The organism is Streptomyces sp. NRRL WC-3626 (assembly GCF_000718785.1).
Taxonomy (GTDB): domain Bacteria; phylum Actinomycetota; class Actinomycetes; order Streptomycetales; family Streptomycetaceae; genus Streptomyces; species Streptomyces edwardsiae.
Genome location: NZ_JOCA01000020.1, coordinates 1 through 17003, shown reverse-complemented (window position 1 = coordinate 17003; position 17003 = coordinate 1). Strand labels below are relative to the sequence as shown.

Annotated in this window: 16 protein-coding genes and 1 pseudogene; 13 read left to right on the top strand and 4 right to left on the bottom strand. The window is 71.8% G+C overall.

Translation table 11 applies throughout. The features are described from left to right. Positions 1–20: 20 nt before the first annotated feature. Positions 21–692: a response regulator gene (locus tag IF28_RS0126205; protein ID WP_030224951.1), complete on the top strand. Its 672-nt coding sequence runs from the start codon at positions 21–23 to the stop codon at positions 690–692. 225 nt (positions 693–917) lie between these two features. Here IF28_RS0126205 and IF28_RS0126195 read toward each other — a convergent pair whose 3' ends face one another. Both IF28_RS0126195 and IF28_RS0126190 read right to left on the bottom strand, forming a co-directional pair. After that, positions 918–2024, bottom strand: coding sequence for a DUF5937 family protein (locus tag IF28_RS0126195; RefSeq protein WP_030224949.1), 1107 nt, complete (start codon positions 2022–2024; stop codon positions 918–920). A 69-nt stretch (positions 2025–2093) separates the two neighbouring features. Then, on the bottom strand, positions 2094–3260 hold the full coding sequence (locus IF28_RS0126190; RefSeq protein WP_234325345.1) for a threonine aldolase family protein: 1167 nt from the start codon (positions 3258–3260) through the stop codon (positions 2094–2096). A gap of 183 nt (positions 3261–3443) precedes the next feature. Here IF28_RS0126190 and IF28_RS0126185 point away from each other — a divergent pair, with 183 nt between their 5' ends. From IF28_RS0126185 to IF28_RS0126140, 10 genes are all read left to right on the top strand, one after another. Next, positions 3444–4382: a Rossmann-like and DUF2520 domain-containing protein gene (locus tag IF28_RS0126185; RefSeq protein WP_030224945.1), complete on the top strand. Its 939-nt coding sequence runs from the start codon at positions 3444–3446 to the stop codon at positions 4380–4382. Beyond that, positions 4379–5377, top strand: coding sequence for a pantoate--beta-alanine ligase (panC, locus tag IF28_RS0126180; protein WP_030224943.1), 999 nt, complete (start codon positions 4379–4381; stop codon positions 5375–5377). Before IF28_RS0126185 ends, panC begins: the two co-directional genes overlap by 4 nt. After that, positions 5374–7083 (top strand): L-aspartate oxidase, encoded by a 1710-nt coding sequence (locus IF28_RS0126175; protein ID WP_030224941.1) that lies wholly within the window; start codon positions 5374–5376, stop codon positions 7081–7083. The genes panC and IF28_RS0126175 overlap by 4 nt, the downstream gene beginning before the upstream one ends. A gap of 5 nt (positions 7084–7088) precedes the next feature. Then, positions 7089–8063: a carboxylating nicotinate-nucleotide diphosphorylase gene (nadC, locus tag IF28_RS0126170; protein ID WP_030224939.1), complete on the top strand. Its 975-nt coding sequence runs from the start codon at positions 7089–7091 to the stop codon at positions 8061–8063. Between the two features lie 8 nt (positions 8064–8071). Next, entirely contained in the window at positions 8072–8869 is a 798-nt protein-coding gene (locus tag IF28_RS0126165) for a type III pantothenate kinase (protein ID WP_030224937.1), read from the top strand. A 493-nt stretch (positions 8870–9362) separates the two neighbouring features. Next, positions 9363–9941 carry a hypothetical protein gene (locus tag IF28_RS0126160; protein WP_078621428.1) on the top strand — a complete coding sequence of 193 codons (579 nt, stop codon included), beginning with the start codon at positions 9363–9365 and terminating at the stop codon, positions 9939–9941. 23 nt (positions 9942–9964) lie between these two features. Beyond that, complete coding sequence (locus tag IF28_RS0126155) at positions 9965–10144, top strand: hypothetical protein (RefSeq protein WP_030224933.1); 180 nt, start codon at positions 9965–9967, stop codon at positions 10142–10144. 136 nt (positions 10145–10280) lie between these two features. After that, positions 10281–10682: a BlaI/MecI/CopY family transcriptional regulator gene (locus tag IF28_RS0126150; RefSeq protein ID WP_078621426.1), complete on the top strand. Its 402-nt coding sequence runs from the start codon at positions 10281–10283 to the stop codon at positions 10680–10682. A gap of 9 nt (positions 10683–10691) precedes the next feature. Beyond that, positions 10692–11225 carry an amino-acid N-acetyltransferase gene (locus tag IF28_RS0126145; protein WP_030224931.1) on the top strand — a complete coding sequence of 178 codons (534 nt, stop codon included), beginning with the start codon at positions 10692–10694 and terminating at the stop codon, positions 11223–11225. A 199-nt stretch (positions 11226–11424) separates the two neighbouring features. Beyond that, positions 11425–11760, top strand: a complete 336-nt coding sequence (locus tag IF28_RS0126140; protein ID WP_030224930.1) for a histone-like nucleoid-structuring protein Lsr2 — start codon at positions 11425–11427, stop codon at positions 11758–11760. Here the strand turns inward: IF28_RS0126140 and IF28_RS0126135 are convergent. Continuing rightward, the gene (locus IF28_RS0126135) at positions 11739–12416 is read right to left on the bottom strand and encodes an SCO3374 family protein (RefSeq protein WP_030224929.1); all 678 of its coding nucleotides are present in this window, start codon (positions 12414–12416) and stop codon (positions 11739–11741) included. The two genes, IF28_RS0126140 and IF28_RS0126135, sit on opposite strands and share 22 nt — an antisense overlap. A gap of 432 nt (positions 12417–12848) precedes the next feature. Here IF28_RS0126135 and IF28_RS0126130 point away from each other — a divergent pair, with 432 nt between their 5' ends. Continuing rightward, positions 12849–15374 carry an ATP-dependent Clp protease ATP-binding subunit gene (locus tag IF28_RS0126130; RefSeq protein WP_030224927.1) on the top strand — a complete coding sequence of 842 codons (2526 nt, stop codon included), beginning with the start codon at positions 12849–12851 and terminating at the stop codon, positions 15372–15374. Positions 15375–15437: 63 nt separating this feature from the next. Here the strand turns inward: IF28_RS0126130 and IF28_RS0126125 are convergent, their stop codons facing one another. Beyond that, on the bottom strand, positions 15438–16073 hold the full coding sequence (locus IF28_RS0126125; protein ID WP_030224925.1) for an HAD family acid phosphatase: 636 nt from the start codon (positions 16071–16073) through the stop codon (positions 15438–15440). Positions 16074–16510: 437 nt separating this feature from the next. Here IF28_RS0126125 and IF28_RS0126120 point away from each other — a divergent pair. Beyond that, a pseudogene (locus IF28_RS0126120) lies at positions 16511–17003 on the top strand (M23 family peptidase); the annotation flags it as partial.

Here is a 17003-nt window from a genome sequence, read left to right as displayed (position 1 = left end):
ACCAACGGAAGAGGCCCCCGATGACGATCCGCGTGATGCTCGTCGACGACCAGGTGCTGCTGCGCACCGGGTTCCGGATGGTGCTCGCCGCCCAGCCGGACATGGACGTCGTGGCGGAGGCGGGCAACGGCGTCGAGGCGCTGGAGGTGCTGCGGTCCACCGCCGTCGACGTCGTCCTGATGGACGTCCGCATGCCCAAGCTCGACGGCGTGGAGACGACCCGCCGGATCTGCGCGGACACCGACCCGCCGAAGGTGCTGATCCTCACCACCTTCGACCTCGACGAGTACGCCTTCTCCGGCCTCAAGGCGGGCGCGTCCGGCTTCATGCTCAAGGACGTGCCGCCGGGCGAACTGCTCGCCGCCATCCGCGCGGTGCACAGCGGTGACGCCGTGGTCGCGCCCTCCACCACCCGCCGGCTCCTGGACCGGTTCGCGCCGATGCTGCCCAGCACGGGCGCGCAGCCCGAGCACAAGCAGCTGGAACGCCTCACCGAGCGTGAGCGCGAGGTCATGGTGCTGGTCGCGCAGGGCCTGTCCAACGGCGAGATCGCGGCCCGCCTCGTGCTCTCCGAGGCGACCGTGAAGACACACGTGGGACGCATCCTCACCAAGCTGGGCCTGCGCGACCGCGTACAGGTCGTCGTCCTCGCCTACGAGACGGGCCTGGTACGGGCCGGCGGACACGGCTGAACGGACGGCCGCGCGCCGGTAGCGTGCGCGCACGCCGCCGCCCGGACTGCGGCGGCGACTTCCAGGACCTGGAGTCCTGGCGGCGGGGCTCCGTCGAGGTCCTCGACCTGGCCCGTGACCGAGCAGGACGGCGTGGTGACCGCCCCCATGACCGTCACGGACTCCGGCCACTTCGCGGGCATCCGGCACATCCGCTGGGACTGACCGCACGCGCGGTACGCGTCCTCAGCGCAGAATCCCCTCCAGGAAGTCGCTGCCGAGCCGGGCCACCACCGTCACGTCCAACTGGTGCAGCACGTAACGCCCACGGCGGCGGGTGGTGACCAGGCCGGCCTTCTTCAGCACGCTCAGGTGCCGGGATATCTCCGGCGCCGTCATACCGTGCACCTGGACCAGCTCGCCCGTGGTGTACGCGCTGCGGGCGAGGTGGCGGCACATGTGCATGCGGACCGGGTGGGACAGCGCGGTCATCCGCAGGGCCAGCTGCTCGACCGTCGGCGGGGCGGCCGGTTCGGAGGAGCCGACCGGGTAGTGCAGCACCGGCTGCCAGCCGTACCGGTGCAGCACCATCAGATGCGGCCAGCCGAGACTGGTCGGGATCAGCAGCAGCCCGCCGTCCCCCGTCGCCGTACGGCCCTCGCCCAGCTTGTCGACGGTGATCCGCGCGGTGGCCTCGTCGAGCGTCACCGCGGGGGACACCGCCGCCAGTGCCCCGGCCAGTCCCTTGTGCCGGAGCAGGTCGGTCTTGTGGCGGGTGTCCGCGGCGAGCTGATGCCGCAGCCGGGACCACGCCTCGGCGAAGAACGCCTCGTCGCAGTCCCGCAGGAAGCGCCGCAGCCAGGCCCTGATCCGCGGCGGGTCGGCGAGCAGCCGCTCGGTGAACTCCGTCTGGCGCGGCCCCCGCGCGGCGGCCAGCTCCAGCGAGCGGCGCCGCAGGTTCTCGTCGGTGAGCGGGCCCGCGCCCGGAGCGCCGTAGGGGAGCGCGCAGGTGAACTCCAGGGCGGCGCCCACGAACTGCTCGTCGGACAACTTGTCCAGCAGGTCCAGTTCCTCGTCGAGGGTCCCGCCCGGAAGCGTCGCGCGGCCCGGTAGGCCGGCGCTCGGCAGGAACAGGTCCGAGAACGTCGTGCGCCACAGGAAGTCGGCCTCGCACATCCGGTCCGCGAGATGCGGGTCCAGCCGTGCGGTCACGCCCGTCACCCAGCCCTGGAGTCCCGGGTGGTGCCCCGGCTCGGACAGCGCGTGCAGCGCCATGCCGAGCTCGGCGAGGGGCGAGGGCACGACGGCGACCCTCTCCGGCCGGAGCCCCGCGATGTCGATGCTCACGCTCATGCCCACATGGTGCACCTTGTCCGCGCCGGGCCTGAGAGCGAGGGGGGTCTCGCCAGGGCGAGTAAACCCTCAGGCCCGGAGCAGCCGCCGCGCGAACTCCACCGCCGCCGCGCGGACGTCCTCGGCCGTCCACTCCAGCCCCGCGGAACGCACGTACACCTCCGTGAAGGACAGCCCCGGTCCCTTCGGATCCCAGTGGTTGGCGAAGAGCACGGTTCCCGTCTCCTCGGCCGCCCGGATCGCCACCTCGGCGACCACATCCGCGTCATACGGCAGCGACACCTGGAAGTCGTACGTGTACGGCACCTCGGGATGCACCCGGAACCAGGGCAACCCCCCTGCCTCCAGCCCCTCCCGCAGGGCAGCCGCCACCACACGCGCGTGCCGCACGTACGACGGCAGCCGAGGCAGCTCCCGCTCCAGCCCGATCAACGCCGACAGCGCGGTCGGGAACTGCTGGAACACATTCCCCCCGTACCGGTGCCGCCACGCGCGCGCCTCCTCGATCAGGCTCGAGGGCCCGGCGAGCGCGGCGCCGCCGAACGCGTCGAGGGACTTGTAGAACGACACGTAGACGCTGTCCGCGAGGCCCGCGATCTCCGCCAGCGGCCGCCCGAAGTGCTTGGTGCACTCCCACAGCCGGGCCCCGTCGAAGTGCACGACCGCGTCGCGTTCCCGCGCGGCGTCCACGACCTCGGTCAGCTCCTCCCACGTGGGCAGCACGAAACCGGCGTCCCGCAGCGGCAGCTCCAGCATCAGCGCCCCGAAGGGCTCCTCGAAGTCGCGCACCTCTGCGGCGGTGGGCAGCCGGGGCTCGTTCGTCATCCGCACCGGGCGGAGGCCGCTGACCTGGCTGAACGCGTTCCGTTCGTACACCTCGGGGTGGCTGAGCGGGTGCAGGGCCACCGCCGGGGTGCCGGTGCGGCCCGCCCAGCAGCGCAGGGCGACCTGCTGCGCCATCGTGCCGGTCGGGAAGAACGCGGCGGCCTCGGTGCCGAGCAGGCCGGCGACCCGCTTCTCCAGGGCCTCGACGACTCCGTTGCCGTAGATGTCGGACGTCTCGTCGAGGTCGTACACGCCGCCGGCCGCCTCCAGGAGGGCCAGCCGCTCCCGGAGCGGGGCGAGGAAGCCGAGGCGCGCGAGCACGCGCGGGGCCGCGCGCCAGGCGGCGATCCGGCGTTCGCGCAGCGTCGGGGTGTCGCTCGTGTCGCTCGTGGCGTCGTCGGTGTCACTCATGCGCGCGATCATCCCCGTCCGCGTCCGCGCGGGCACCCTCATTTCCGTACGGCCGCGACTTTCGGCGGGCGCGCGGAAACCCACAGCCTGTGGACAACCGGTCGCCCCCGGAACCGATCGCGTTAACATGACGAGAAATCGTCCGGTACCCCGAGCGGACTGGAACGGGAAGGCCGCCGTCGCGTGAACACAACCCCACAGCCAGATCCCCGGGACCGCCCCGCGCGGCTCACCGTCGGCGTCGTAGGCGCCGGACGCGTGGGCCCCGCTCTGGCCGCGTCCCTCCAGCTCGCCGGGCACCGCCCGGTGGCGGTCTCCGCCGTCTCCGAGACCTCCCGCAGGCGTGCCGGGCAGATGCTCCCCGACGTGCCGGTGGTGCCGCCCGCCGAGGTCCTCCAGCGGTCCGAACTGGTGCTGCTGACCGTCCCGGACGACGCGCTGCCCGAGCTGGTCTCCGGACTCGCCGACACCGGCGCGGTACGGCCGGGCCAGCTGCTCGTGCACACCTCCGGGCGCTACGGCGCGAAGGTCCTCGACCCCGCCCTGCGGGCCGGCGCCCTGCCGCTGGCCCTGCATCCCGCGATGACGTTCACCGGCACCCCCGTCGACGTGCAGCGCCTCGCCGGGTGCTCGTTCGGCGTCACCGCCCCCGAGGAGCTGCGGCTGGCCGCCGAGGCGCTCGTCATCGAGATGGGCGGCGAGCCGGAGTGGATCGCCGAGGAGAACCGCCCGCTCTACCACGCCGCCCTCGCCCTGGGCGCCAACCACCTGGTCACCCTGGTGGCCCAGTCCCTGGAACTGCTGCGCACGGCCGGCGTCGAGGCGCCCGACCGGATGCTCGGCCCACTGCTCGGCGCCGCCCTGGACAACGCCCTGCGCTCCGGTGACGCGGCCCTCACCGGCCCCGTGGCGCGCGGTGACGCGGGCACGGTCGCCGCGCACGTCACCGAGTTGCGCCGGCACGCCCCGGGGGCCGTCGCCGGCTATCTGGCGATGGCCCGAGCGACCGCCGACCGCGCCCTCGCCCACGGCCTGCTGAAGCCGGAACTCGCGGAGGACCTCCTCGGGGTGCTCGCGGACGGAACCGACGGCAAGCGAAGCAACCCGGGAGAGGACCGATGACCGCCACCCTGCTGCGCACCGCCGCCGAACTGCGCGCACGCGCGCGTGCGGGCCGCCGTGCCGTCGTGATGACCATGGGCGCCCTGCACGAGGGCCACGCCACGCTCATCCGCACCGCGCGGGAGACCGCAGGCCCCGAGGGCGAGGTCGTGGTCACCGTCTTCGTCAACCCGCTGCAGTTCGGCGCGGGCGAGGACCTGGACCGCTATCCGCGCACCCTCGACGCCGACCTCGAGCTGGCCGGACGGTCCGGTGCCGACGCCGTCTTCGCCCCGTCCGCGGACGAGGTCTACCCGGGCGGCGAACCCCAGGTCCGCGTCAGCGCCGGCCCCATGGGCGAACGCCTGGAGGGCGCGGCGCGCCCCGGCCACTTCGACGGCATGCTCACCGTCGTCGCCAAGCTGCTCCACCTCACCCGCCCCGACATCGCCCTGTACGGCCAGAAGGACGCCCAGCAGCTCGCCCTGATCCGCCGTATGGTGCGCGACCTGAACTTCGGCGTCGAGATCGTCGGCGTGCCCACCGTCCGCGAGGAGGACGGGCTCGCCCTGTCCAGCCGCAACCGCTACCTCTCGGCCGCCGAGCGGCAGACCGCGCTCGCCCTGTCGCAGGCCCTGTTCGCCGGCCGCGACCGGCACGCCGCGCAGCAGGCGCTGCGCGCGCGGGCGAGCGAAGTGCCCGCCACGCGCGCGCGTGCCGAGGCGCTCAGCGCCATAGGAGAGTCCCGCGCGGCGGCCGACACGCACGCCGTCGCCACCACCGCCGGCGGCCCCGCCGCCGTCCGGGCCGCCGCCCGCCTGGTCCTCGACGATGCCGCGCGCCTCACACCGCCGCTCACACTGGACTACCTGGCCCTGGTCGACCCCGCAGACTTCACCGAGATCGGCGACGGGTTCAGCGGCGAGGCCGTCCTCGCCGTGGCCGCACGCGTGGGCTCCACCCGCCTGATCGACAACACCACCCTGACCTTCGGAACCTTCGGAGCCGCCTCGTGACCAGCACAGGCATACGACTGCACGCGCCCGCGCCCGGGTGGTCCATCGACGCGGACGTCGTGGTCGTCGGCTCCGGCGTGGCCGGCCTCACCGCCGCCCTGCGCTGCGAGGCCGCGGGCCTGACGACGGTCGTCGTCACCAAGGCCCGCCTCGACGACGGCTCCACCCGCTGGGCCCAGGGCGGCATCGCCGCCGCCCTCGGCGACGGCGACACCCCCGAACAGCACCTGGACGACACCCTGGTCGCCGGTGCCGGCCTCTGCGACGAGGAGGCGGTGCGCATCCTCGTCACCGAGGGACCCGACGCCGTACGCCGCCTCATCGCGACCGGCGCGCACTTCGACGAGTCGACCGACGGCGCACTGGAGCTCACGCGCGAGGGCGGCCACCACCGTCGCCGCATCGCCCACGCGGGCGGCGACGCCACCGGCGCGGAGATATCCCGCGCCCTGGTCGAGGCGGTCCGCGCACGCGGGCTGCGCACCGTCGAGAACGCCCTGGTCCTGGACCTCCTCACCGACGCGGACGGCCGCACCGCCGGCGTCACCCTGCATGTCATGGGGGAGGGCCAGCACGACGGTGTGGGCGCCGTCCACGCGCCCGCCGTGGTCCTGGCGACCGGCGGCATGGGCCAGGTCTTCTCCGCGACCACGAACCCCTCCGTCTCCACGGGCGACGGCGTGGCGCTCGCGCTGCGCGCGGGCGCCGAGGTGAGCGACCTCGAATTCGTCCAGTTCCACCCCACGGTGCTCTTCCTCGGCCCGGACGCGGAGGGCCAGCAGCCGCTGGTCTCCGAGGCGGTACGCGGCGAGGGCGCCCACCTGGTGGACGCCGACGGCGTGCGCTTCATGCAGGGGCAGCACGAACTCGCCGAACTGGCCCCGCGCGACATCGTCGCCAAGGGCATCATGCGGCGTATGCGGGAGCGGCACGCCGAGCACATGTATCTCGATGCCCGCCACTTCGGCGCCGAGATGTGGGAACACCGCTTCCCCACGATCCTCGCCGCCTGCCGCGCCCACGGGATCGACCCGGTCACCGAGCCCATCCCGGTCGCCCCGGCCGCCCACTACGCCTCCGGCGGCGTCCGCACCGACTCCCGCGGCCGCACCACCGTGCCCGGCCTGTACGCGTGCGGCGAGACCGCCTGCACCGGTGTGCACGGCGCCAACCGGCTGGCCTCCAACTCCCTCCTGGAGGGGCTGGTCTACGCCGAGCGGATCGCCGCCGACATCGCCCGCGCGGGACACACCCTCCCCGCGCGGGTGCCGCAGCCGCTCCCCGCGACGGAACGCCCCGCCTACCCCCTGCTCCCTCCGGAGGCCCGCCTCACCGTCCAGCGGGCCATGACCAGGGGCGCGGGCGTCCTGCGCTCCGCCGACTCCCTCGCCGAGGCCGCCGACCGGCTCCACCGGCTGCACGCGGACGCGCGCGACGCCCTCGACGAGAACGGCAAGACCGCCGAGCCCGGCGTCGACACCTGGGAGGCCACCAACCTCCTGTGCGTGGCCCGCGTCCTGGTCGCCGCCGCGCAGCGGCGCGAGGAGACGCGCGGCTGCCACTGGCGCGAGGACCGCCCCGAGCGCGACGACGCGGCATGGCGCCGCCACATCGTCGTACGGCTGAATCCGGACCGATCGCTGGCGGCGCACACCACCGACACCACAGACTTCCCCCCGACCCTCACCGACGCCCAGGAGCAGTGACAGCAGTGACCACCCCCGACCTTCCCCTCGTCTCCTCCGGCGGCTGTGGCGACGGCTGCGCCTGCGGCGCCGACGAGGACACCTACCTGGAGTGCGGCCTCGACCCCGCGCTCGCCCAGCTCCTGGCCGACGCCGGCCTCGACCCCGTCGAGGTCGAGGACATCGCCAACGTCGCCCTCCAGGAGGACCTGGCCCACGGAGTGGACGTGACGACGGTCGCCACCATCTCCGAGGACGCCGTCGCCACCGCCGACTTCACCGCGCGGGAGGCGGGCACCGTGGCGGGCCTGCGGATCGCCGAGGCGGTCATGTCGATCGTCTGCACGGAGGAGTTCGAGGTCGAACGCCACGCGGAGGACGGCGACCGCGTCGAGGCCGGCCAGACCCTGCTCTCCGTCACCACCCGCACCCGCGACATCCTCACCGCGGAACGCAGCGCCCTGAACCTCCTGTGCCGGCTGTCGGGCATCGCGACCGCCACGCGCGCGTGGGCGGACGTTCTCGAAGGCACCAGGGCGAAGGTCCGCGACACCCGCAAGACCACTCCCGGACTGCGCAGCCTGGAGAAGTTCGCCGTGCGCTGCGGCGGCGGCGTCAACCACCGCATGTCCCTCTCCGACGCGGCCCTGGTCAAGGACAACCACGTGGTGGCGGCCGGCGGTGTCGCCGAGGCGTTCACCGCGGTCCGCGAGCGCTTCCCCGACGTCCCGATCGAGGTCGAGGTCGACACCCTGCACCAGCTGCGCGACGTGCTGGACGCCGGCGCCGACCTGATCCTGCTGGACAACTTCACGCCGGGCGAGTGCGCGGAGGCGGTGGCGCTGGTCGACGGCCGGGCCGCGCTGGAGGCGTCGGGCCGCCTCACGCTCGTCAACGCGAAGGCGTACGCGGACACGGGCGTCGACTACCTGGCCGTGGGCGCCCTGACCCACTCCTCGCCCATCCTGGACATCGGCCTCGACCTGCGGGCTGCGGAGTAGGACCGGCCATGCTGCTGACGATCGACGTAGGCAACACACACACCGTCCTGGGGCTCTTCGACGGTGACGACATCGTCGAACACTGGCGCATCTCCACGGACGCGCGCCGTACGGCGGACGAACTCGCGGTCCTCCTCCAGGGCCTGATGGGCATGCACCCGCTGCTCGGCGAGGAACTGGGCGACGGCATCGACGGCATCGCGATCTGCGCGACGGTGCCGTCCGTGCTGCACGAGCTGCGTGAGGTCACCCGCCGCTACTACGGCGACGTGCCCGCGGTGCTCGTGGAGCCGGGGGTGAAGACCGGCGTGCCGATCCTCACCGACAACCCCAAGGAGGTTGGCGCGGACCGCATCATCAACGCGGTCGCCGCGGTCGACCTCTACGGCGGGCCGGCGATCGTCGTGGACTTCGGTACGGCGACGACGTTCGACGCGGTCTCCGCGCGGGGGGAGTACATCGGCGGTGTCATCGCCCCCGGCATCGAGATCTCCGTCGAGGCGCTCGGGGTGCGCGGTGCGCAGCTGCGCAAGATCGAGGTGGCCCGGCCGCGGAGTGTGATCGGCAAGAACACGGTGGAGGCGATGCAGTCCGGCATCATCTACGGGTTCGCCGGGCAGGTCGACGGGGTGGTGAACCGGATGGCCCGTGAGCTGGCGGACGATCCCGACGAGGTGACGGTGATCGCGACGGGTGGGCTGGCGCCGATGGTGCTGGGGGAGAGCTCGGTCATCGACGAGCATGAGCCGTGGCTGACGCTGGTGGGGTTGCGGCTGGTCTACGAACGCAACATGTCGCGCATGTAGGCGCATGGAGGGGGCGCGCGTCCCCGCGCGGGCGTCGGCGCCGCTGCCCGGTGCCGTCGCGCCCACCCGTACGGCGGGGCCCGGTGCGACGGCTGGGCGGGGGGTGTCGGCGCAGCCCGGCGCCTGCGGGGTGCCGTCGCGCCCACCCGTGCCGCCCTGCGGCACGACTGCCCGCGGAAACGGCGGGAGCGGGGCGGGGAGTCGCGGGAGCGCCGGGAACCGCGGGAGCGGGGGAGTCGCGAGAGCGGCGGGAGCAACCGCGGGCGCGGATGCGCGGGAAACGGGTGCGGATGCGCGGGCGCGGAGGCGCGGGAAACGGGCGGCGGGAACGGCGGGAACAGGGCGGCGGGAACCGCGGGAGCGGGGCGGGGGACCTGCGGGAGCGGAGTGGCGGGCTGCCCGGGGGTGTGGGGCTCCGCCCACCCGGGTGGCGTCTCGCGCCACGTATGTGACACGCGTGGGGGTTTGTCTGATTAGCGCGTACTGTCGGTGCATGCCCACGCCTTACGGATCTCGCGGTGGACTGGCGTTCGGAGTGGAGGAGCTGCGTGTGCTTCGGCGCGCTCTGGTCCTCGCCCTGGACCCCGCCCCCGCCCCCGCCTCGGCCGACGACCTCCAGGACTGCCTCCGCCTCGCCGAAGACCTCGACGAGGCGACGCGGGAGAGCGGCCGGCTGCGCGCCTTCCTCCTGGCCGACCTCGGCCGCTACCGCGCCGCCCTTCCCGGCACCGCGGCCGGCTACCTCACGCTCCTCGAGGAGGCGCTGGGCGCCGGGTACCGTCCCCGCCCCGACGACCTGGCCGCGCTCAGGGCCCTGCGCGGCAACCCCACCGCCGCCGCCCTTCTGCACCTCAGCCGGCGCACCCTCCTCCTGGCCCTCCCCGGCGGCCGCGCGGCGGCGGAGAAGGACCGGGAAGAGGAGAAGGACCCGGCGCAGCAGCCGCCCGCCACACCGCGGCCCCAGCCCGGCCCGGCCCCCAAGCCGCCCCGCCCCGTCCCCACCCCCGGCGAGGTCTTCCCCCGTCGCAAACCCGCCCCGCCCGCGCCGGACCACCACCTGGCCGCCGGCTGAGAGCCCTGTCCTACCCTGGAGCCATGGACTACGTCTCCGCGCTCCTCCCCCCGGCCGTCATGGCCGTCCTCTTCGTCGGCGTCATCCGGGTGATCGTGAAGACCCAGGGCGGCGCCAACAAGACCAAGGAGGACGCGGTCGTCGACGCGGCCCTCGCGCGGGCGCAGGGCTCCCAGCCCACCGCGCCCCGCACCGAGGCCTGATCCGCCCAGGCCGGCCCCTCCAGGGCGTACGACCCACGGTCGTACGCCCTTTTTGTTCGTATGTGCAGCTGAACATGCCTGTTCGGCACGCCATCGCCGGGATTTCCCACTATTGTTCTGAGTTGTGCCTCGCCCCTTGGGAGAACTCGAAGACACGGTCATGACACGGGTGTGGAAGTGGAACCGCCCGGTGACCGTTCGGGAAGTCCTGGAAGATCTTCAGAAGGACCGGTCCATCGCGTACACCACGGTGATGACCGTTCTGGACAATCTCCATCAGAAGGGCTGGGTGCGCAGAGAGGCGGAAGGCAGGGCCTATCGATATGAGGCGGTCTCCACTCGCGCCGCCTACGCCGCCGCCCTCATGAACGAGGCGTGGTCGCAGAGCGACAACGCCGCCGCCGCTCTCGTCGCCTTCTTCGGCATGATGAGCGAGGAACAGCGGCAGGCTCTCACCGACGCGGTCCGCATCGTCCAGCTCCCCCAAACGCCGGCGGAGCAGAACCCCGGCGCCGCGGAGGAGCCCGGCGGACGATAGCGTCCGCTCATGTCAGCAGACAGTCCCGAAGTCACCGCAAAAGCCATCACCGTCAGACGGGCCCGCACCAGCGATGTCGCCGCCGTACGCCGGCTCCTTGACGCCTACGTCCGCGGTCGCATCCTGCTCGACAAAGCGACGGTGACGCTTTACGAGGACATCCAGGAGTTCTGGGTCGCGGAACGGGACGACAACGCGGAGGTCGTCGGCTGCGGCGCCCTGCACGTGATGTGGGAAGACCTCGCGGAAGTCCGTACTCTCGCGGTCAAGCCCGGCCTCAAGGGCGCGGGCGTGGGCCACCGGGTGCTGGAGAAGTTGCTGGAAACCGCCCGCTGGCTCGGTGTTCGCCGCGTATTCTGCCTGACCTTCGAAGTGGACTTCTTCGGGAAGCACGGCTTCGTGGAGATCGGGGAGACCCCCGTCGACACCGACGTGTACGCGGAGTTGCTGCGTTCCTATGACGAGGGTGTCGCGGAGTTCCTCGGTCTCGAACGCGTGAAACCGAACACCTTGGGCAACAGCCGGATGCTTCTGCATCTGTGATCTGCGCGCGGTGCCCTATGTCCGAAACGCGCATGTTTCCGTGCCGGGAGAGGACCGCGGGTCTCTGCCAGGGGTTTGTGTTTTTACGGCAAAAGCGGTTTGCTTTCCGGAGTACTGCAGTACTGCATATAACAAGGGACGGCGATACGGCGGACGCCGGTACGGCCCAGCCCTCAAGTTATCGATGAAAGGAAATCCGGTGGCACAGAAGGTTCAGGTCCTTCTTGTCGACGACCTCGACGGCGGCGAGGCGGACGAGACCGTGACGTTCGCGTTGGACGGCAAGACGTACGAGATCGATCTCACCACCGCCAATGCGGACAAGCTCCGCGGCCTTCTCGAGGCTTACGTGAAGGGCGGTCGCCGCACCGGAGGCCGCGCTTCCGGCGGTCGTGGAAAGGCGCGCGCTTCTTCCGGCGGCAGCCAGGACACCGCGGCCATCCGCGCCTGGGCGAAGGAGAACGGCTACGAGGTCAACGACCGCGGCCGTGTCCCCGCGTCCATCCGCGAGGCCTACGAGAAGGCCAACGGCTGACCGACGGCCCCCGCGGCGGCGGCACCCGCACGCCGCAGCCGGGCCCGGTGGACCTGTGTCGCCACCGTGTCCACCAGCCGCACGAGATCCGGGGGGCCGGCACCGTCCCCCCGCGCACCCCTCGTACCCATCGCCGACAGCGTCGGCAGCGAGGCCCCGGCCCCGCTCCCCGGCTCGGGGGGCCGCAACCACACGGCGGCCCCCTGCGGACCGCCCCGGCCCAGGGGAAGCGGCCGGGCGGCACCGGGACCGTCGCTGCCGGACGCCGCGACCGGCGGACAGGGCGCCTCCATGAGGCCCCCCGTCCCGACCGCCACGAGGTCCAGCTCCAGCGCACCCCAGTCCAGCCACTCCAGCAGCCCCGGCAGCTCCTCCGCGCTGCCCGCCGCCACGAGCAGGCTCATCCGGCCGCCGCACAGCGCCACGGGAAACCCCCGCCCCAGAGCGCCCGAACGCCCGAGGCGTTCCAGCGCCGCGCACCCCGCCTCCGCGGGCACGTCCAGGACGTCGAAGCGCACCCCCACCACCAGCCGCGGCGGCTCCCCGGGCACCGTGGGCCACCCCAGCACGTCCTCGTACCAGTGCCGTACGTCGTCGTCGCCCGGCGTGAGCGGGCGGCGGGCGGGCGGTACTGCGGGGGTGACGGCGCGAACCATGCCAGACGCAACCGCCCCGACGCCCCGCGGGTTACGCTGGGTGCTCACCCGTGAGCGAACGGTGTCGAACGGGGGGGTGCGCGGGGGTGCGGGGAGGCGCAAGGTTGTTCGCCCGTAGCGGAGGGAACCCGTGCACTCGGCATGGACTGTCCGTAGCAGCGGGTAAGACATCCCTAGTGGGAGGGGGCGACACGCAGGGCGGGACGTCTCCCGTTCGCCATGGGCGTACTGGCGATGGGGGTAACTGCCTGGCCTGCGGGAACATCGTCTCGCACCATCGGGTTGGAGCAGATGTCGGCGTGAGCGGGGTCAGGAGGCCATCGACGGTGTCGGCAGTTGGAATGAGCGGTCCCCGCTTGCGGGACTAAGCTGCGGAAGGACAGGGAGGGGAAGTTCCCCCCACTGCCTGACCGCTCTGAGGAGCGATTAACGATGTTCGAGAGGTTCACCGACCGCGCGCGGCGGGTTGTCGTCCTGGCTCAGGAAGAAGCCCGGATGCTCAACCACAACTACATCGGCACCGAGCACATCCTCCTGGGCCTGATCCACGAGGGTGAGGGTGTCGCCGCCAAGGCCCTTGAGAGCCTCGGGATTTCGCTCGAGGCGGTCCGCCAGCAGGTGGAGGAGATCATCGGGCAGGGCCAGCAGGCCCCGTCGGGTCACATCCCCTTCACCCCCCGTGCCAAGAAGGTCCTGGAGCTGTCGCTCCGCGAGGCCCTTCAGCTCGGCCACAACTACATCGGCACGGAGCACATCCTGCTCGGCCTGATCCGTGAGGGCGAGGGTGTCGCCGCCCAGGTCCTGGTCAAGCTGGGTGCCGACCTCAACCGGGTGCGGCAGCAGGTCATCCAGCTGCTCTCCGGTTACCAGGGCAAGGAGACCGCCACCGCCGGCGGTCCTGCCGAGGGCACGCCCTCCACGTCCCTGGTCCTCGACCAGTTCGGCCGGAACCTCACCCAGGCCGCTCGTGAGTCCAAGCTCGACCCGGTCATCGGGCGCGAGAAGGAGATCGAGCGGGTCATGCAGGTGCTGTCCCGCCGTACGAAGAACAACCCGGTGCTGATCGGTGAGCCCGGCGTCGGCAAGACCGCCGTCGTCGAGGGCCTCGCGCAGGCCATCGTCAAGGGCGAGGTGCCCGAGACCCTCAAGGACAAGCACCTCTACACCCTGGACCTCGGTGCGCTGGTCGCCGGCTCCCGCTACCGCGGTGACTTCGAGGAGCGCCTGAAGAAGGTGCTCAAGGAGATCCGCACCCGCGGCGACATCATCCTGTTCATCGACGAGCTGCACACGCTGGTCGGTGCGGGTGCCGCCGAGGGCGCCATCGACGCCGCGAGCATCCTCAAGCCGATGCTGGCCCGCGGTGAGCTGCAGACCATCGGTGCCACCACGCTGGACGAGTACCGCAAGCACCTGGAGAAGGACGCCGCCCTCGAGCGCCGCTTCCAGCCCATCCAGGTCGCGGAGCCGTCCCTGCCGCACACGATCGAGATCCTCAAGGGCCTGCGCGACCGCTACGAGGCGCACCACCGCGTCTCCATCACGGACGAGGCCCTGGTGCAGGCGGCCACGCTCGCCGACCGCTACATCTCGGACCGCTTCCTGCCGGACAAGGCGATCGACCTGATCGACGAGGCCGGCTCCCGGATGCGCATCCGCCGGATGACCGCGCCGCCGGACCTGCGCGAGTTCGACGAGAAGATCGCCGGTGTCCGCCGGGACAAGGAGTCCGCGATCGACTCGCAGGACTTCGAGAAGGCCGCCTCCCTGCGCGACAAGGAGAAGCAGCTCCTCTCCGCCAAGGCGAAGCGCGAGAAGGAGTGGAAGGCCGGCGACATGGACGTCGTCGCCGAGGTGGACGGCGACCTGATCGCCGAGGTCCTCGCGACGGCCACCGGTATCCCGGTCTTCAAGCTCACGGAGGAGGAGTCCTCGCGCCTGCTGCGCATGGAGGACGAGCTCCACAAGCGGGTCATCGGCCAGAAGGACGCCGTCAAGGCGCTGTCCAAGGCGATCCGCCGTACGCGTGCCGGTCTGAAGGACCCGAAGCGTCCCGGTGGCTCGTTCATCTTCGCCGGCCCGTCCGGTGTCGGTAAGACCGAGCTGTCCAAGGCGCTGGCGGAGTTCCTCTTCGGTGACGAGGACGCGCTGATCTCCCTCGACATGTCGGAGTTCAGCGAGAAGCACACGGTCTCGCGTCTCTTCGGTTCGCCCCCCGGCTACGTGGGCTACGAGGAGGGCGGTCAGCTGACGGAGAAGGTGCGCCGCAAGCCGTTCTCGGTCGTCCTCTTCGACGAGGTCGAGAAGGCCCACCCGGACATCTTCAACTCGCTGCTGCAGATCCTGGAGGACGGTCGCCTGACCGACTCCCAGGGCCGGGTCGTGGACTTCAAGAACACGGTCATCATCATGACGACCAACCTCGGCACCAGGGACATCTCCAAGGGCTTCAACCTGGGCTTCGCCGCCGCCGGCGACACGAAGACCAACTACGAGCGCATGAAGAACAAGGTCCAGGACGAGCTCAAGCAGCACTTCCGGCCCGAGTTCCTCAACCGGGTCGACGACGTGGTGGTCTTCCCGCAGCTCACGCAGGACGACATCCTGAAGATCGTCGACCTGATGATCGAGAAGGTGGACGAGCGCCTGAAGGACCGGGACATGGGCATCGAGCTCTCCCAGTCCGCCAAGGAACTGCTGTCCAAGCGGGGCTACGACCCGGTGCTGGGCGCCCGGCCGCTGCGCCGCACGATCCAGCGCGAGGTCGAGGACAGCCTGTCGGAGAAGATCCTCTTCGGCGAGCTGCGTCCCGGTCACATCGTGGTCGTGGACACCGAGGGCGAGGGCGAGACCGCCACGTTCACCTTCCGGGGTGAGGAGAAGGCGGCCCTGCCGGACGTCCCGCCGATCGAGCAGGCGGCCGGCGGAGCCGGTCCGAACCTGAGCAAGGACGCGTAGGCGTCCCACGGCGACGAGAAGGGGCCGGTGCCTGAAGGCGCCGGCCCCTTTCGCATGCCCGCGTTACGAGAGCTGACCGTCGTAGTCCGGCAGCTTGAACGTCCTCTCCGCGTGCCCGCCCGACAGATCGGTCGCGCTGTTGCCGATGTTCGCGACGATCGTGTACCCCTTCGCCTCGATGGCGGCGCGCCGGGCCGTCTTGTACTCGGCCACGTCCCGGAACAGGTCGAGGAAGCCGCGTACGTGGAGTCCGGCGGGCTCGTAGCCGGCGTGCTCCAGGTTCCACTCGGTGGGCGCGTGGATGATGCCGGGGCGGGCGGTCACGAAGAAGACGGCCACCCCGTGGTCCTGGGCGTACTCGGCCACGTCCAGCACGGGCCCGTTGGCGGGCTGCGGGAAGCTGAAGCCGAAGTCGGTCTCCAGCGCGGTGTTGTCGACGTCGAGGACGATCGCCTGCTTCTCGCCGGGCCCGGCGTCCCCGATCCGCTCCTTCAGATACGGCAGTGCCTGGTCCATGACCGCCCTGCAGTCGCGCTGCCAGGTGTCGTAGTCGACGTCCGCCGCGGCGGCGGCCGCCACCGGGGACGCGGTCGCCGCCGTGGGGGCGGCGGCCCCGGCCGGGGCGGCCAGGGCCACCAGAGCGACCGCGGAGACGGCGGTGACCGATGCGCGGACCGGCCAGGAGCGTCGGGTTGTCATATCGAGGTCCTCTCACGTCCGTGACGCTGCAGGATGTCGTGTGCATGCTCGTCTGCGAGGGTGACGCGAGGTGAACCGTAGGGTTACCGGGCGGTAGGCGCCTAGAGGCCTGCGCCACATTTATGGAATGGCCGAACCCGGTCGCCGGTGACATGCTGCACAGCCCCTTTGTCCGGTACTAGCCGGAATAGTGGCTAAAAAGATCCAACAAAACGGACATTTGACGCACGACGCTGATCGATCAGCTCTAAATGGGCGGTTTCACCCCGTAGAGGTGGTGCGTCAAGAGATCTGCATCTCAGTACCGTTCTACGACTTTCCGTCGTAGGTCACACCTTTGCGCGGTTATGTCCGGAAGGGCTACCAATGAATCACCACCGAGGCGCGGATCCGTCCGCCGGGTGGTTTTCCTACGTCCCCTTCCCGATGAGGTTCAGATGTCCCAGCGCGTCACGCCCCGCTTCTTCCGCACGTCCCAGATCCGCACCCGTGCGGCCGTCCTGGCCGCCGGTCTGGGGGCTTCGGTCGTGATGGGAGCCGGGGTCGCGGCCGCCGCCGACATCACGGCCGCGTCCGGTGCCGCCAGTGCCGCCACTGCCGTCGAGGCGCAGGCCGCCGCCCAGGCCAAGGCCGCGAAGATCCAGGCGGCGAAGGCGGAGAAGGCCGCGAAGGCCCAGGCGGCGAAGGCGGAGAAGGCCGCGAAGGCCCAGGCGGCCAAGGCGAAGAAGGCCGCCCAGGCGAAGAAGGCGGCGAAGGCGGCCGCCAAGAAGAAGGCCGCGTCCTGGATCGACCCGGTCAAGAGCTACAAGCTGTCCGCGAGCTTCGCCGCGAACGGCGGCATGTGGGCGCACAAGCACTCCGGCCAGGACTACGCCGTCCCGACCGGCACGAAGGTCATGGCCGCGCACGGCGGCACCGTCGTCAAGGCCG

What these genes read in the sequence shown, in the direction of transcription:
- IF28_RS0126205 (WP_030224951.1), top strand. Translation starts at nt 21, where the DNA reads ATGACGATCCGCGTGATGCTCGTCGACGACCAGGTGCTGCTGCGCACC.
- IF28_RS0126195 (WP_030224949.1), bottom strand. Translation starts at nt 2,024, where the DNA reads ATGAGCGTGAGCATCGACATCGCGGGGCTCCGGCCGGAGAGGGTCGCC.
- IF28_RS0126190 (WP_234325345.1), bottom strand. Translation starts at nt 3,260, where the DNA reads ATGAGTGACACCGACGACGCCACGAGCGACACGAGCGACACCCCGACG.
- panC (WP_030224943.1), top strand. Translation starts at nt 4,379, where the DNA reads ATGACCGCCACCCTGCTGCGCACCGCCGCCGAACTGCGCGCACGCGCG.
- IF28_RS0126165 (WP_030224937.1), top strand. Translation starts at nt 8,072, where the DNA reads ATGCTGCTGACGATCGACGTAGGCAACACACACACCGTCCTGGGGCTC.
- IF28_RS0126160 (WP_078621428.1), top strand. Translation starts at nt 9,363, where the DNA reads ATGCCCACGCCTTACGGATCTCGCGGTGGACTGGCGTTCGGAGTGGAG.
- IF28_RS0126155 (WP_030224933.1), top strand. Translation starts at nt 9,965, where the DNA reads ATGGACTACGTCTCCGCGCTCCTCCCCCCGGCCGTCATGGCCGTCCTC.
- IF28_RS0126145 (WP_030224931.1), top strand. Translation starts at nt 10,692, where the DNA reads ATGTCAGCAGACAGTCCCGAAGTCACCGCAAAAGCCATCACCGTCAGA.
- IF28_RS0126135 (WP_030224929.1), bottom strand. Translation starts at nt 12,416, where the DNA reads ATGGTTCGCGCCGTCACCCCCGCAGTACCGCCCGCCCGCCGCCCGCTC.
- IF28_RS0126130 (WP_030224927.1), top strand. Translation starts at nt 12,849, where the DNA reads ATGTTCGAGAGGTTCACCGACCGCGCGCGGCGGGTTGTCGTCCTGGCT.
- IF28_RS0126125 (WP_030224925.1), bottom strand. Translation starts at nt 16,073, where the DNA reads ATGACAACCCGACGCTCCTGGCCGGTCCGCGCATCGGTCACCGCCGTC.